13 protein-coding genes are annotated in these 16,799 nt (G+C 42.4%); 12 read left to right on the forward strand and 1 reads right to left on the reverse strand.

The annotated features are described in order from the left end of the window. Nucleotides 1-20: 20 nt before the first annotated feature. The 12 genes from M1D52_RS17645 (at nucleotide 21) to M1D52_RS17700 (ending at nucleotide 15,551) form a co-directional block, all read left to right on the forward strand. Nucleotides 21-1,028, forward strand: a complete 1,008-nt coding sequence (locus M1D52_RS17645; RefSeq protein ID WP_130857180.1) for an ABC transporter transmembrane domain-containing protein — start codon at nucleotides 21-23, stop codon at nucleotides 1,026-1,028. Then, nucleotides 1,018-2,373 carry an HlyD family secretion protein gene (locus M1D52_RS17650; protein WP_437393408.1) on the forward strand — a complete coding sequence of 452 codons (1,356 nt, stop codon included), beginning with the start codon at nucleotides 1,018-1,020 and terminating at the stop codon, nucleotides 2,371-2,373. Before M1D52_RS17645 ends, M1D52_RS17650 begins: the two co-directional genes overlap by 11 nt. 6 nt (nucleotides 2,374-2,379) lie before the next feature. Then, nucleotides 2,380-3,822, forward strand: coding sequence for a TolC family protein (locus M1D52_RS17655; RefSeq protein WP_437393407.1), 1,443 nt, complete (start codon nucleotides 2,380-2,382; stop codon nucleotides 3,820-3,822). Nucleotides 3,823-3,954: 132 nt separating this feature from the next. Continuing rightward, nucleotides 3,955-4,593, forward strand: coding sequence for an NAD(P)H-dependent oxidoreductase (locus tag M1D52_RS17660; protein WP_437363007.1), 639 nt, complete (start codon nucleotides 3,955-3,957; stop codon nucleotides 4,591-4,593). A gap of 31 nt (nucleotides 4,594-4,624) precedes the next feature. Beyond that, nucleotides 4,625-4,912, forward strand: coding sequence for a putative quinol monooxygenase (locus tag M1D52_RS17665; RefSeq protein WP_013665933.1), 288 nt, complete (start codon nucleotides 4,625-4,627; stop codon nucleotides 4,910-4,912). Between the two features lie 2 nt (nucleotides 4,913-4,914). Beyond that, nucleotides 4,915-5,898 carry an aldo/keto reductase gene (locus M1D52_RS17670; protein ID WP_437393404.1) on the forward strand — a complete coding sequence of 328 codons (984 nt, stop codon included), beginning with the start codon at nucleotides 4,915-4,917 and terminating at the stop codon, nucleotides 5,896-5,898. A gap of 54 nt (nucleotides 5,899-5,952) precedes the next feature. Continuing rightward, entirely contained in the window at nucleotides 5,953-6,468 is a 516-nt protein-coding gene (locus tag M1D52_RS17675; RefSeq protein WP_013665932.1) for a PPC domain-containing DNA-binding protein, read from the forward strand. A gap of 62 nt (nucleotides 6,469-6,530) precedes the next feature. Continuing rightward, entirely contained in the window at nucleotides 6,531-7,178 is a 648-nt protein-coding gene (locus M1D52_RS17680) for an O-methyltransferase (protein ID WP_013665931.1), read from the forward strand. 496 nt (nucleotides 7,179-7,674) lie between these two features. Next, nucleotides 7,675-10,854, forward strand: coding sequence for a SusC/RagA family TonB-linked outer membrane protein (locus M1D52_RS17685; protein WP_013665930.1), 3,180 nt, complete (start codon nucleotides 7,675-7,677; stop codon nucleotides 10,852-10,854). 10 nt (nucleotides 10,855-10,864) lie between these two features. Then, nucleotides 10,865-12,421, forward strand: a complete 1,557-nt coding sequence (locus tag M1D52_RS17690) for a RagB/SusD family nutrient uptake outer membrane protein (protein WP_437393403.1) — start codon at nucleotides 10,865-10,867, stop codon at nucleotides 12,419-12,421. A gap of 34 nt (nucleotides 12,422-12,455) precedes the next feature. Further along, on the forward strand, nucleotides 12,456-13,565 hold the full coding sequence (locus M1D52_RS17695) for a glycoside hydrolase family 43 protein (protein WP_437393402.1): 1,110 nt from the start codon (nucleotides 12,456-12,458) through the stop codon (nucleotides 13,563-13,565). 9 nt (nucleotides 13,566-13,574) lie between these two features. Beyond that, on the forward strand, nucleotides 13,575-15,551 hold the full coding sequence (locus M1D52_RS17700) for a sialate O-acetylesterase (protein ID WP_437393401.1): 1,977 nt from the start codon (nucleotides 13,575-13,577) through the stop codon (nucleotides 15,549-15,551). Between the two features lie 111 nt (nucleotides 15,552-15,662). Here M1D52_RS17700 and M1D52_RS17705 read toward each other — a convergent pair whose 3' ends face one another. Then, nucleotides 15,663-16,781: an endo-1,4-beta-xylanase gene (locus tag M1D52_RS17705; RefSeq protein ID WP_013665926.1), complete on the reverse strand. Its 1,119-nt coding sequence runs from the start codon at nucleotides 16,779-16,781 to the stop codon at nucleotides 15,663-15,665. Nucleotides 16,782-16,799 lie beyond the last annotated feature (18 nt).

The following is a 16,799-nucleotide window of genomic DNA, read 5'->3' on the forward strand; positions in this document are numbered from 1 at the left end:
TTTTATTTTAATTACTTCTTATGAAAAAAAAACACGCAGGTTCGGCGCCAACGCCCTTGCAGCGGCTTGTCGGCATGCTGCATCCGGAACGTAAAACCATAAACTACATATTTTTATACGCTATTATCATCGGAATCTTTAGTCTTAGTATTCCGATAGGCATTACAGCCATTTTCAATTTGCTCAGTAATGGAGCCATGTACAGCTCTACCTATATTCTTATTACCGCAGTTATTGCAGGCGTTGTACTTGGAGGCACTTTACTCATAGGCCAATTGAGCTTGGTAGAATACCTCGAACAGAAAATCTTTCTAAAATCGTCACTCGAGTTTGCATACCGTCTTCCACGAATCAAGCGCTCGGAACTGGATGGCGAGAATCTGCCTGAACTTGTAAATCGCTTTTTTGATGTCATCATCATTCAAAAAGGTATTATAAAATTACTGATCGATATTATGGCAGCTGTTGTTACCATTTTCTTTAGTGTTATACTTTTATCGTTCTACCATCCGGTCTTCTTAAGTTTCGGTCTCGTGGTAATAGTGGCGGTAGCGGTTGTTCTCGCTATCTACTACAAACGTGGACTTAACACGAGTATTGAAGAATCTGCTCACAAATATGAAACCGTCGCCTATTTGGAAGATGTGGCGAATCATATCGATGAATACCGAGGCAATCGGGAAATGATGAAAAAAGTAATTGCTGACACAGATTACATTACAAGCAAATACCTTGCTTCCCGGAATGAGCATTTCAAAGTGTTAAAACGCTTTTTTGCAGGCTCTGTATTAATCCGAACAATTCTTTTCGGTGCCATGCTATTACTCGGCTCTTATTTTGTAGTTGAAAGGGAGATGACTTTCGGTCAGTTCGTAGCAGCAGAGGTTGTGATTGTCCAGATTGGCTATGCTGTAGAAAAGTTACTGACAAATCTGGATACCATTTTCGATATGTTAACGGGTAGTGTTAAGTTAGCCAGTGTAACAGACCTTGAATTGGAGGAGGAGGCCATTGATTATGGGAAATAAAGCACATAGTTTGTTGTCAACGATCAAATGGGAAGACCTTTCCGTCGCAGGTCGTGATCAATTATTAAAAAAGCGAGGTATGATGGCCCTAGGTAGGATATTGCTTTTTGCTGCCATCCTATTTATTGTAATTTTATTTTTACCTTGGCGGCAAACTATCCCCGGCCGGGGAACCGTCACCGCCTTAAAACCGGAAGAACGCCCACAAACCATTCAAAATCAAATAGGTGGCCGTATTGAACACTGGGCAGTACGAGATGGCGATGAAGTTCAGGCAGGCGACACTATTTTGGTGATTTCCGAAACAGCCCCCTCCTACTTTGATCCCGAATTGCCCCAACGGTTAAACGAGCAATTAACTGCAAAAAAGAGTAGCGAGCAGGCTGCCGATCAGAAAATGCTGGCAACAAAAGCCCAAATTGACGCGCTGACTGCCGGTTTACGTTATCAGCTGGAGGCCGCACGCAATAAGGTTGTACAAGCTAGAAACGTAGTAAAAATAGACAGTGCCGATCTGGTTGCGATGCAAAGCTTCTACGAAACCAGCAAGGCACGATTGCTGCGTTACGAGCAGGGATACAAAAACGGGCTTTTTTCGCTTACTGATATTGAAACTCGCCGCTTAAATCTGCAAAATGACGAGGCAAAGGTAGTAAGTGCTCAAAATAAATTGACCAACGCACGGCAAACATTGATCAATGCAACTATTGATCTCGACAATATTCAAGCTAAGTACAATGAATCGTTAGCCAAAGCACAGTCCGATCTAGGTTCAGCGCTTTCCAGCAAAGCCTCGGCACAGGGGGACATCGCCAAGTTAAGAAATGAAATTGCCAATATTGAGGTACGTCGAGATCACTACGTTGTCAGGGCTCCCCAAAGTGGATATATCGTAAAGACACTGAAGGCCGGCATAGGTGAGAATATTAAAGAGGGCGAATCGATCGCTACGTTACAGCCCAAGGTAACGGTGATGGCTGTTGAATTGTATGTAGATGCCATGGATGTACCTTTGATTCTTCGTGAAAGCGATACACGTCTGCAATTTGAAGGTTGGCCGTCTGTACAGTTCTCGGGATGGCCTTCGGTAGCTGTTGGTACCTTTGCCGGTAAGGTAGCGGTCATCGACAAGGTTAGCAGTGCCGATGGCAAATACCGCTTACTCATAAAACCCACTACACCCGTTCCTGATAAGGACGAACCATGGCCGGAACAACTGCGTTTAGGCTCAGGAGCATTCGGACGTGTTATTTTAAATGCGGTACCACTCTGGTATGAAATATGGCGCCAACTTAACGGTTTCCCGCCGAGTTTAGAAAAAGAACCAAAAACCGAAGGAAAGTAGTGATTTATGACAAGTAAAAAGATATTCGTTTTACTGGCCATCTGCTTCGGATTGTCAATAAGCCGAGCACAGGAGAACAGGAGTGGTTCTGAACTGAAGGAATTTACATTGGAGGACTTAGAAGACCTTTTAATGGCTCATCATCCGGTAGTGAAACAAGCCAAACTCTTAAGTGAAACAGCAAAAGCCCAGGTTGCACAGGCGCGCGGAAAATTCGACCCGGCCTTGAAAGCGGCTTTCAATAACAAATATTTCGGTAATTCCGATTATTATAATCACTGGAACAGCGAGCTGAAAATACCCTTATGGTTAGCAGGAGCTGATTTAAAACTAGCTTACGATCGGAACGTCGGAGCTTATACGAATCCGGAAACTACCACGTCTACAGCGGGTTTGTCGGGGCTAGGCATCAGCATTCCCCTTGGTCAAGGCCTCATCATTGATAACAGACGCAGTACACTACAACAAGCCAAGGTAATGGTTGCCTACGCGGAAGCTGAACAGTTGAAACAAATAAATGCTATCTGGTTCACGGCCGTAAAAGATTATTGGGATTGGTATTATGCCTTTCGGCAGTATACACTACTGAAAGAGGGTGTCCAACTTGCTGAAGAGCGATTTAAAGCGATTAGTATGCAAACGCGTCTGGGCGACAAGCCGCCCATTGATTCTGTGGAAGCCGCCATTACTGTCCAGGAAAGAAAAATGCAATTGGCCAAATATGAAATCGCCTTAAAAAACAGTCGGTTGATTTTGTCTAACCACTTATGGAATGAATATGAGCAGCCAATGGAATTACCCGATAATGCAGTACCTACGACTATAGACAGCGTAAAGCTGTCACCATCCCCAACGATGCTCGGAAATCTATTAGAGCAAGCGAGTGATATACATCCTGAACTATCGAAACTTTGGAGCAAAGAGCAGCAACTACGCATCGAGGAACGCTATCGAAAAGAAATGTTGAAACCGAAATTAAACATTTCAGGTACGTTGATATCCAGTCGCAGAAACTTCAATGAATATATCCCGCACTATTATGACTTCAATTGGAGCAACTACAAGTTTGGACTTGAATTTGCCTTTCCCCTCTTCCTTCGCGCGGAACGAGGGAAACTGAAGGAAGTGAAGTTGAAACAAGAACAGCTACAATATGATTTGCTCATAACCGGTCGTAATATTAAAAACGACATTACTACTAAGTACAACGATCTTACTGCCTATAGCGCTCAACTTAAGTTACAAGTAGCGAGTATTGACAATCAGGAAGTGCTCTTATCCGGGGAATTACAAAAATTCGATCTGGGCGAAAGCACGCTGTTCATTATTAATAGTCGGGAGAGTAAACTGATTGACATGAAAATAAAAAAAGAGGATCTGATTACAACCTATAATAAGGCATTGGCTGAATTGTATTATAAAGCAGGTGCGAGGCTTTTAGCCAATTAAGTTTATTCGTTACTACTTAAACGTGATCGCTAATAAAGATCGCTTACAATAAAACCACCGAATATCATCATTTTTATTATAGGTAAACAAAACTTATATTATTTTTATAATGAATAATTGAACCCTACTTTTGTGCTGTTAATAAAGAAAGCGAACATGAAAAAAATATTCATCATTAATGCAGCACAACATTTTGGCCACTCCGGTGGACGTTTTAATAACACCCTTGCGTCAGAAACCGTCGAATTTTTCCGTAATCGTGGCGCAGAGGTACAACTTACTAACATCGCAGATGGTTATAATCTTCAAGAAGAAGTGGATAAATATGTATGGGCAGATCTTGTTGTTTATCACACGCCGATTTGGTGGTTCCAGGTACCTTTCGGATTTAAGAGATATATAGATGAAGTCTTCACTCAAGGGCATCAGCGTGGAATCTACCGCAGTGATGGTCGTAAAGCAGACAATCCCCAAATCAATTATGGTACAGGTGGAATGCTTCATGGCAGAAAGTACATGCTAACTACTAGCTGGAATGCACCGGAAACGGCGTTTACACTTCCTAACGAATTCTTTAAACAACATAGTGTCGACGATGGCCCACTCTTTGGTTTTCATCGTATGAATGCTTTCACCGGTATGGAGCCTCTAAAAAGTTTTCATTTTCATGACGTGGAAAAGAATGCACAAATTGATCGCGACATGGCGCGCTATCGCTCTCATCTTCAGGACGTGTTTGGATCAGCTACGTGCGAGTTAAAGGCTTCCTAATTTTTATTAATTTGACAGACTATTTATCCCAATGAAAATTCATTTAATAGCTATTATCAGAAGCAAGCCTGCACATATAGATGAGGTAAAAAAACAATTGCAAACCATGGTTGTCCGTACACGTGAGGAAAAAGCTTGCCTTCAATATGATTTACATCAAGATCTTGAAGATCCTTCGCGGTTTATTTTTTATGAAATCTGGCAAGATGAAAGCGGCTTGGATTTGCATAACGAGCAGCCTTATATTCAGGACTTTCAACTGCTGGCAGAAAAAGCGCTTCAAGAGACACCACTCATTTATAAAACAAAATTAATATAAGAATGGAATATCGTAAATTAGGAAATACCGATTTAAAATTACCCGTTATAACGCATGGTGCCTTCGCTATTGGTGGAAATATGTGGGGTGGGAATGATAAGCAAGACTCAATCAGTTCGATTTTAGCATCACTTGATCATGGTGTAAGCGCTATTGATACCGCTCCTTTTTACGGCTTTGGTTTGAGCGAAGAATTAGTAGGAGAAGCGATCAAGGGACGAGACCGTACAAGCATTCAACTGCTAAGCAAATTTGGTTTGGTATGGGATGGTAGCAATAAGGGAAAAGGTGTCTTCTTTTTCGATGCAGAGGAAAGCGGGAAAAAAATTCCGGTTTACCGATACGCTGGAAAAGAGAATATTATTAAAGAAGTTGAAGAAAGTTTAAAAAGGTTGGGTACCGATTACATTGACCTTCTCCAGCTGCATTGGCCAGATCAAACAACGCCCATTGAAGAAACAATGGAAACCTTGGAAATATTGATAAAACAAGGCAAAATCCGTGCAGCTGGCGTAAGTAACTACAACACTGCGCAATTAAAGGAAGCGTCAGAAACCTTATTACCTGCCAGTAACCAGGTTTCGTATAGTATGCTGAATCGCGAAATTGAAGAAGAATTAGTTCCCTATACGCTTGCAAACAACATCGGCATCATCGCTTACAGTCCGATGGAAAGAGGATTACTAAGTGGCAAGTATTTTCGTGGTGGTAAGCTAAAAGAAAATGATCATCGACAGGGTTACTTTACGCAATTCAATTTAGACAAGGTTCAGGATTTAATTCAAACACTTGAGCCTATTGCTATTGATAAACAAGTGACCCTATCTCAGCTGGTTTTACGGTGGACTAGTTTGCAACCAAGTATTACCGCAGTATTGGCCGGTGCTCGCACTGCACAACAAGCAAAGGAAAATGCGCAATCTGCACAAGTCAGTTTATCTGCAGAAGATTTAGAAACGATAAACAAAGCGCTGGAAAAATTGTAGCAATAATAATCAGCTGCTCCAAAGTCAGACAGCTGATTAAAATTTTGTTTAGCTATGAATACCATTAAATTACTCATCATACTTCCGCTGATTGGCTGCTTAACCATTATCAGCAATCGATTACCGGCACAAGAAAAAGATTCCACTATAAGGTACACCAGGGTATCCAATGGTTATTTAATGGTATTACGCCAAGGAGACGAGATCATACCCCAGCTTGAGCATTTTGCGCTTGCTGAACAAATTCCTTCCGCCAATTTTACTGGTATGGGCTTCGTCAATGTGACTTTTGGTTTTTTCGATTCAGCCAAAAAGAAGTTTAATCCGAAGCACTTTAAAGATGTCGAATTGGCCAGCATGCATGGAAGCATAGCTTGGCAAGATGACAAACCCAGTATCCATTTACATGGTGTAGTAGCCGGGAAAGATTTTGTGGCTTATGGCGGACACATCCTTGATGGTACTGTGGGTACAGGGTCCTTAGAAATCATGATTATTACACACCATAAAAAATTGGAACGGGTATTTGAAAAAGATTTAGGAGCAAATGTGTTACATTTAAAACGCTGAACAGACTTATATTATAACAAAAAGTACTTTCAGCTGTTTATCATAGGACTAATACCCATATTATGAAAACGATCGTCCTATTTAAAACGATGCTGCTTTATATCTTGTTATTCAGTTTGTTCACGAAAGCGAATGCACAAACCACAAAGCAAGAAGAACTAGATAAGCAAGTACAGCAATTTCTAAAAAAGAAACAGCAGCAATGGCATAATCTAAACGTACCGTATGAAGACGGTCAAATATTGCATGATCTCATTGTAAAAAACAATTATCAGTCTGCCTTGGAAATCGGTACGTCCACAGGGCATTCTACTATTTGGATTGCATGGGCGCTTAGCAAAACCGGCGGTAAACTGACAACGATCGAGCTAAATAAGGAACGCCAAAAGGAAGCCATCGAAAACCTAAAGACAGTAGGCCTATCTCATATCGTTGATTTTAAACTTGGTAATGCCCATCAACTTGTCAAGGAGTTGAAAGGCCCCTTTGACTTTGTTTTCTCCGATGCCGACAAAGATTGGTACATTCAGTATTTTAAGGATATAGATCCTAAACTTAAAAAAGGAGGAACCTTTACGGCCCATAATGTACTTCAAGATATGTCCGGTATCAGTGAATACTTAGATTTTCTCAAAAAGCAACCCGATTATGAAACAACTATCGACAAAACGAGCAGCTCGGGTATTGCTGTCAGTCGCAAAAAACAATAAACAGTCCATAAAAAAACTCCCGGAGACCAAACCGGGAGTATAACCAATATAAACCAACAACCAACCTCGCGTACTAAATGAAGCTAGGACAACTCACATGTACTACGATATGGAAGTAACCTTTATCAGATTCAGCAACAATCCAAGAATAACAATATCGATCTAAACTCTCTAGACGGAATGCCATATTATGCGCTTTCATCAATTTCCTTCAAGTGAATGAGCACAAATTTACCGTAGTACATCAATCGCTATGGTGTCATAATCGCAAAAAAAACAACAAATATGTTTAAACCGACCGCCACATCATAAGTCGTGTTGCCTATAGACATTATTGCTAACATTTTCAACATTCTTACTACCCCTATAAATCATTCCAGACTTAGCTTTGACATAAGTGACTTTATATCGGGTGAATGATTTATCGAAACGATCCCAACCGTCCTTAAGCAAATCAAAACCACAAAAACCATATAATAAACTAAAATTCACGCAGATGAAGAAACACATTGTACAAATAGTGCATTATACCGTCGCAGTTTATGCGCTTGGTATTGGGTTGCCGGTAAAAACAATTGCCTCGATAACAGGGGAAGCAATGACCGTTAGCTCGACGTCGAGTCAATTTTTATCCTCAGCTGCGACCGTAGCGCAATCCGTCCAAAAAACAATCACAGGAAAGGTAAGTGATGAAAACGGACAAGCGCTTGCCGGTGTTAGTGTTACACTGAAAGGAACTAACAACAGTACAAGCACCGATCAAAATGGATCTTTCAGCATCAGCGCATCCAATGATCAGGCCGTTTTGATATTTAGCTATGTAGGTTTTTTAACTCAGGAGGTGCAGATAGCAGGAAAAACAAGTCTAGAGGTTGTACTAACGAGTGACTCACAGGCCTTAAGTGAAGTTGTAGTGGTTGGTTACGGTACCCAACGGCGATCAAGCATTACCGGTGCGGTATCTTCTGTAAGTGCCAAAACACTCACCGAGTTACCGGTAGCCAGCACGGACCAGGCTTTACAAGGACGGGTTGCCGGTTTAACGGTCACCAATAATGGTTCGCCCGGAACCTCTCCTATTGTTGCGATAAGAGGTATTAGTTCAATTAGTTTTGCTTCCGATCCACTTTACGTAGTGGATGGTTTCCCCACTGCTATCTCCAACATCGACGCCCGGGATATCGAATCAGTTGACGTCCTTAAGGACGCTAGTTCCGCTGCAATATATGGTTCTCGTGCAACCAATGGTGTAGTGATGATTACAACCAAAAAAGGCGCAGCACGCGATCGATTACAGGTAAATTTCGACTCGTATTTCGGTATACAAAGTCCCAGTAAAAAATTCAACTTATTAAATACCGCACAGTATTTACAATATGAACGGGCGTTGAACGGAGCCGATGCACCACTTCCCCCCCGTTTGGAACCCGAAAATTTTAATCAACCAATCTATGATGGCGCTACACAAACTTTTGCGCAAACAAATACGGATTGGCAGGATGCTTATTTCCGCAACAATCAACCGCTTCAGCAGTATAACCTTTCACTGAATGGTGGGAATGAGCAGTCGCATTTCTACACAGGTGCCGGTTATTTCGATCAACAGGGTATTGCGGAAGGCCTCTATTATAAACGGCTTAATTATCGGCTTAATTCCGAACATGTGATCAGCAAGTTTTTCTCTTTTGGTGAGAACTTCTATGTGAGTCAATCCAAGCAACGTTTTGATGTACCTGCCGGCAATCGTACCCCCATCGTGAACATGATCCGTATGCAACCGTACCTACCGGTGTATAATCCCCACAATCTCGGCGGTTTCATGGGCCCCCAAAACAGCTTCGATGCATCCGATCCGATCAATCCCGTAGAAATAGCCAATCTGGTTGAAAACATCAACAATACCACTCGTATCCTGGGAACGGCTTATATAAGATTGACGCTCACACCTTGGTTGAAATTTACGTCTACTTATGGCGTGGATCATTCTAACATTGCTATACAAAATTACACCCCTATACATAACGACGGAGGTACCTCCATTGTCAATATCGCTACGATTGAAAATCAACGACAATTATATACTACGCATCTTTTCACTCAACAGCTGAGTTTCGACAAATCTTTCAATAACCATAACCTAGGTGCTACTCTTGTTTATGAAAGCCAAGGACAACGTTATCGCAACGAAACGGCCAGCGGCAACCAAAGCACCAATCTCGTCAAAACACTTAACGGAGCTACCAATGTTACGGCAAATAGTTTATACGAAACCAATTTGATCCGCTCTATGTTGGCCCGCGTAACTTACGACTATGATGGAAGATACCTATTCACCGCTTCCATCCGACGGGATGGACTATCTGTTTTCGCTCCCGGCAACAAATATGAAAACTTCCCGGCCGTTTCCGCTGGCTGGAAGGTAGATCGCGAATCCTTCATGGAGAACACACCTTGGATTTCCGAATTTAAAGTGCGTGGAGGTTATGGTATCACCGGCATCAACGGCGTCTTACTCGGCAATTACCCTTACTTACAACCTATTCAACGCAATCAGGCCACTTATCCGTTCAATGGAACCATTGTAAATGGCAATGGATCATTCTATAACGGTTTGAGTAATCCGGATTTAGCTTGGGAAAAAACAAAACAAACCAATATTGGCTTAGATTTAGGTTTCTTAGACAACAAAATCACCTTAGTAGCCGAGTATTTTAAACGGAAAACGGACAACCTGATTCTGACGGTGCCCACCCCCACCAGCTTTGGTTTTAACGGTACAGGCACCTTAGCAAATGTAGCGGCCATGCAAAATCAAGGATTTGAATTTCAATTGGGATACCATAAAACCAGCGGTGATTTCACTTGGAATATAACCGGCTTAATGAGCATCATCCGTAATAAAGTTCTACGGCTAAATAGCGAAAATGCGTCGATCACAGCAGGTGGGGATGCCGACTTTGGAGGGGGTGGTCCGCTTACCAATACCGTTGTTGGCCAGCCTGTCCAATCATTTTACGGATATATTGTAGACGGTATCTTTCAAAACGAAGCAGAAATTGAAGCACATGCCAGGCAGAATGGGGCGGCACCTGGCGACCTGAAGTTCAGAGATTTAGACGGCAACGGCGTTATCAATGATGGAGACCGAACCTTTATTGGCAGCTTTATGCCTAAATTCAGTTATTCATTGAATTTTTCGGCCAACTATAAACATTTTGATCTTGCCTTATTTTTTCAAGGTGTACAAGGCAACGACATTTTTAATGCCGCCCGCATTATTCGTGAAGGTATGCCGCGACTTTTCAACGCAGATCAATCGGTCTTGAACGCTTGGACTCCGCAAAACACCAACACTTCCATTCCGCGCGCCGTAAACGGAGATCCTAATCAAAACGTACGGCCTTCTACCCGCTGGATTGAAGATGGATCTTATTTGCGATTAAAAAATATTATGCTTGGTTACACTGCACCTGAACAATGGATAAAAGGACTCGGTTGGACAAGCATCAGCCAACTTCGTTTTTACGTATCCGCCCAAAACCTGTTCACGATAACAGACTATACCGGCTTGGATCCGGAAATCGGTTCCAAAAACGGTACGCTGACCAACGGTGTCGACTATGGACAATATCCAAGTCCGCGCTCATTTCAATTAGGCATTCAGGCATCATTTTAATTATAATCCGATGAAGACGAAAAAACGAATCATACAATTCCTTGCAATTTCAATAGGGTTCAGTTTATATGCGTGTAAAAAAGACGCATTGAACACTAACAATGAAAATGTGGTATCAACCGATCAATACTTTAAAACAGCCGGCGAGTTGCAAGCAGGCACCAATGCGATCTATGCCACCGTAAGAGGTATCAATTTGGTTGCCCGCGAATGGTATTTTCTTCATGATCTACGTAGTGATGACGTTGCTGCCGGCGGCAGTCAACTAGAAGTTCCCAGAGCGCAGATACTAAACGGAAACGTCGACCCCACCAATAGTGTGATGAATGCTGTTTGGAATGGACTTTATACCGTTATTCATCGAGCCAATACCGTTATTGAAAACGGACCTAATGTAAGCGATGATCCGGCAATGCGCGATCGCTGTTTAGCAGAAGCTAAATTTTTACGCGCCTGGGCCTATTTTGAACTAGTATCGAAGTGGGGGGCTGTGCCCATGTACACCGAAACCGTTAAGTCGCCTTCGGATTATCAACCACGAGCGGAAGTTGGCGCCGTGTATCAATTTATCGTGCAGGACCTACAAGAGGCTGCGAATATATTACCAGGTAAATCCGGTACAGAAAACGGCAGAATAACCCATGCAGCAGCCAATGCCTTACTCGGACGCGTGCTGATGCAACAGGGCGACTATACCGGTGCTAAAGAAGCTCTTCTCAAAATTCCAACTGCCGGTGCAGATGGTTATCGTTTAACCGATCGTTATCTAGATAATTTTGAAGAGGAAACGGAATTTAACAGTGAATCGATTTTCGAAATTGTTTATGTCGATAAAGGCGACAATGATTTTAATTGGAGTACTGATGACACACCAAATGCGGCTCAATCAACCATACGGAATCAAGAGTATAACCCCGTTGCGTGGCGCAACTTAATTCCTTCGAACAAGCTGTTAAATGAATTTGAAAATGCGGAAACAGGTGCCGAAAAAACGGATCCGCGATTCTCTTACAGCTTCTATCAAACAGGTGATCGATATAATAACGGAGCCGATATACTTACCGATGCCGATCAAAACAACAATTCGTCCATTGTAAACGGCGTCCGGAAAAAGGTTAGCTTTCGAAAGTTCATGATTATCTACAAGGAAAGTAAAAGCAGAGCTAGTTATCATCCGGGCGGCAATAACCAGCGAATTATTCGCTACGCCGAAGTATTGATCAATTTAGCAGAATGCGAAGCAGAACTGGGCAACTTGACTGCAGCAGTGAGCTATTTAAATCAAGTGCGCGCCAGAGCAAGTGTTGCAATGCCTCCCTACCCTACCGCTCAATTCCCGGTCGCTACCAAGGAGGATGTAATCAAAGCCATTATACACGAAAAGTCCGTTGAATTATCAAACGAATCGTTACGCAATATCGATATCTTACGTTGGCGGCCAAAGGGATACTTTAGTGTCGAGCCCATCACTTATTTCCGTCCAGGCAGAGATGAGTTATTGCCCATCCCTCAAGCCGAGCTTGACAACAACCCACAAATCAGTGGAAATCAAAACCCAGGTTACTAATATCCGTTTAAACAAAAAAAAGAAATCAATAAATATGAGAAAAAAGATGTCCGTTTGGCTACTAGCCGTTCCATTTATCTATGCTTGCTCCGGAAATCATCAACAACAGCAATCACAACAAAGCGACGAAGCAGAACAGAAGAAGCAAAGCTTCTTATCCCAACCGTTGATTCATTCTATTTACACGGCCGATCCATCTGCCCATGTTTTTGATGGTAAAATTTATATTTATCCTTCACATGATATTGATGCGGGAACGACTGAAAATGATAATGGAGACCACTTTGCCATGCGTGATTATCATATCTTATCGATGGATAGTATCAATGGATCGGTAACCGATCATGGTGTTGCCCTATCGGTTGAAGATATTCCCTGGGCAAAGCGACAGCTGTGGGCTCCGGATGCCGCTTATAAAGACGGCACCTATTACCTATATTTCCCCGCAAAGGATAAAGAAGATATTTTCCGGATCGGTGTAGCAACAGCCACAAAGCCGACGGGCCCTTTCAAAGCTTTCAAAGAACCGATAGCAGGAAGTTGTAGTATCGATCCAGCCGTATTTGTAGACGATGACGGCACCGCCTATATGTACTTTGGCGGTATTTGGGGAGGGCAACTGCAACGTTGGGAAACCGGCACCTACCAAGCAAACGGCTCATTGACCGACTTAAAGCAGGATGATGCACCCGCTATTAGCTGCCGCGTAGCAAAACTCAAATCAAATATGACAGAATTTGACCGCCCCGTTGGGAAAGCAATGCTTATCGACAGTGCCGGGAAGCCTATTTTAGGAGGCGATCATGATCGACGTTTCTTCGAAGGTGCCTGGATGCATAAATATAAAGGTCGATATTACTTCACTTATTCTACCGGCGACACCCATTTTTTAGCCTATGCGATAGGCGATTCTCCTATGGGCCCTTTTACTTATGCCGGTCATTTTATGAAGCCTGTTCAAGGTTGGACGACGCACCACTCCATTATAGAATTCAAAGGAAAATGGTATATATTTTATCATGACACGGAGTTGTCGGGAAAAACACATTTACGGAATATAAAAGTAACGGAGCTTAAGCACAATCCAGACGGAACATTGGGAATGATCGATCCATTTAAAGCCAATACAGCCCTGAATCAATAAAAACATATCGTGAATCACATCTTAGTACATGAAGCGCACAACCGTCGTATATCAGGCAAATACCGGCTCCTTTTTAGCTTATTTAGCTTCTTGACGTTCATATCCTTAACATCAGAGGCGGCAATTAAACTACCGAGGCTCATTGGTAATAGCATGGTGCTTCAGCGCGATCATCCCATTCATCTTTGGGGATGGGCAGATCCTGGAGAATTGATAGAAATAAACTTCCGAGGTCATCAACGCACAACAAAAGCCAACTCAATGGGTGATTGGCAGGTCTACCTGCCCGCAATGCCGGCAGGTGGACCTTATGACATGGTTATTCAGGGCAAGAATACCATCCAATTGAAAAACATCTTATTGGGCGACGTATGGTTCTGCTCTGGCCAGTCGAATATGGAACTACCGATTTCAAGGGTAGCGCCAAAATATCAGCGGGAAATCGATACGGCCGAGTCATTTACTATTCGCCAGTTCAAAGTGCCTTTACGTTATGATTTTAATATTACCGCAACTGACGTTGCGTCGGGGAACTGGAAATCAGTTACGCCGGATGAAGTACTCAACTTCTCAGCTGTTGGCTACTTCTTTGCTAAACATTTGCAAGAAAAACTACGAGTTCCCATTGGCATCATTCACTGTGCTGTGGGAGGCTCTCCGATTGAGGCTTGGTTATCGGAAGAGGCTATACAGAAATATCCTGATTTATTGGCCAAAACACAACGATATCAAGACAGCTTATTAGTCGATAGTATAAAAAAAATCGATAAACGAAAAACCGAAATTTGGCATGCGACTTTGGATGCAAAAGATAAAGGATTAACGGGAGTTCCAAAATGGTATGAAAGTTCCTATACGTTTCAAACAGATCAGGTTATTCAAATACCGGGGAAATGGGATGAGTGTGGAAGCGTTTGGTTAAAAAAAGATTTTAACGTGCCATCTTCTCTTCTTACGAAAGAAGCAATGCTCCACTTAGGAAGAATTGTAGATAGCGACCAAGCTTATATCAATGGTGTTTTAGTTGGCTCTACCGGATATCAATACCCACCACGGCGCTATAAGATCCCGCCCGGGCTTTTAAAGCCGGGAAAAAACACCTTGGTGGTTCGTGTAGTAACTCAAAGCAAGCATGGTGAATTTATACCGGATAAAGATTATGCGCTAACAACCTATTCTGACACCATCAGCCTAAAAGGAGACTGGAGCTTTCAAGTCGGTGCCCTTACACAAGCCTTCCCAGCAGATCTTGTCACCTTTCAATACCAACCAACCGGGCTATCTAATGCAATGGCAGCCCCTCTTTTTCCGTATAGCATCAAAGGCATATTATGGTACCAGGGTGAATCGAATATCGCAACTTATCAAAGTTATACTGCTTTGCTTAGGGATTTAATCAATGAGTGGAGAAAAAAATGGAAAGATCAGAACTTGCCTTTTCTATATGTGCAACTACCAAACTATAATCCCAAACAGCAACAACCTACCGAGAGCGCTTGGGCAAATTTACGCGAAGCGCAACGACTTGGCTTAAAAACTGCTCATACCAACATGGCTGTGGCCATTGATTTGGGAGAATGGAATGACATACATCCTCTGGACAAGAAAAATATAGGGAAGCGGCTGGCCTTATTAGCCTTGAAAAATGTATATCATCAGAAAGGAATGGTGGCTTCAGGCCCTATACTAAAATCATGGAAAGTAAAGGGCAATCGAGTCGAACTTAACTTTGATGACCAAGGAGCTGCCTTGGATTTGCGACCTGAAAACAATCTATTAGGTTTTACATTAGCCGGCACGGATGGTAAATTTGTTTGGGCTAAAACCGAAGTTCGTGGCAACACAATCATTCTTTCCGCTCCAGCGATACAACAACCAGCAAAAGTTCGATATGCTTGGGCAGACAATCCCATCGCGGGACTTTACAATACTGCTGGTTTACCTGCTTCGCCATTTGAGATCGATTTAAGTAAACAAGCTCCTTGACAGGGTTTAGCCATTTCTATCACAATGAAGGAATAGAATGAATACAATTGTTCCTTGACGATAGCTTCGCATTTTTGGTCTAAATGCGTATGATAAATATCGATTTACAAACTAGTTTTTGAAATCAACGACTTTATAGTAAGCTTTTTTACGTTCAAGATTGCGATCAAATAGCAAGGGATAATTCTTCCTACCCTGTACAGGATAATGATCTAACCACGAATAACGGTCCGATAAATTCCAGAAGGTCACACTGGTAATATGACTTTTATATTTTCTGAAAACGGAAAAGATCATTTCATACTGTGCTATTTGCTTTTCTTCAAGCGCTGGGGTTAAAGCATCGATCTCACCCGGACGCTTCCTTCTTCTTTCTTTTTCCCAAGGATATACGGACACATCCAGTTCGGTAAAATGCAGTTGCAAACCAAGTGAAGCATAACGTTCAATGGCTTGTTCCAGATCAGAAGTAGAAGGCTCGAAAATTGACCAATGCCCCTGCAACCCGATCCCATGAATAGGGACACCGTCATCCACTAGTTTTTTCACCAAACGATATATCCGCTCTCTCTTCTCCGGACGTTCGCTGTTATAATCGTTATAAAACAAGAGCGCATCCGGATCAACTTCATGCGCATACTCAAACGCCTTCGCCAGTATCTCTTCACCGGCAATCTCCAACCACTTAGACTGACGCAGAAACTGCTTCGGATTGTCATCGATAGCTTCATTCAGCACATCCCAAGCATAAACTTTCCCTTTGTAACGCCCAACCACCGTAGTAATATGATCTTTCAGCCTTTTTAATAAAGTATCTTTTGTCACAGGAGCTCCTTGATCATCAAGAAAAAACCAATCAGGGACCTGCTCATGCCAAAGCAGTGTATGTCCTCTAACACGCAATCGATTTTTCTGCGCAAAGGCAACGATACTATCAGCAAGAGCCCAATTATATTCCAGTTTTCGGGGGTGTATCACTTCCATTTTCATGGCGTTCTCCGGCGTAATACTATTAAACTCCTGTAGTAATAAATGGGCCTCTTGTCCTGCAAGCGACCGCCCATTGACCGCTACGCCTATAGGAAAAAATTCTTGATAATAGTCTTTCAATCCTTTTGTGTTATCTTGTGCCATCAGCGACTGCACACATAAAAGCACGAATAAGAATAAACAAATGGCGTTTGTAGGAGATGAATTGATTGCGTTTGTTTTTGATTTCCGATATAACATATGGCTATAATATTTCAG

The organism is Olivibacter sp. SA151, assembly GCF_054130995.1.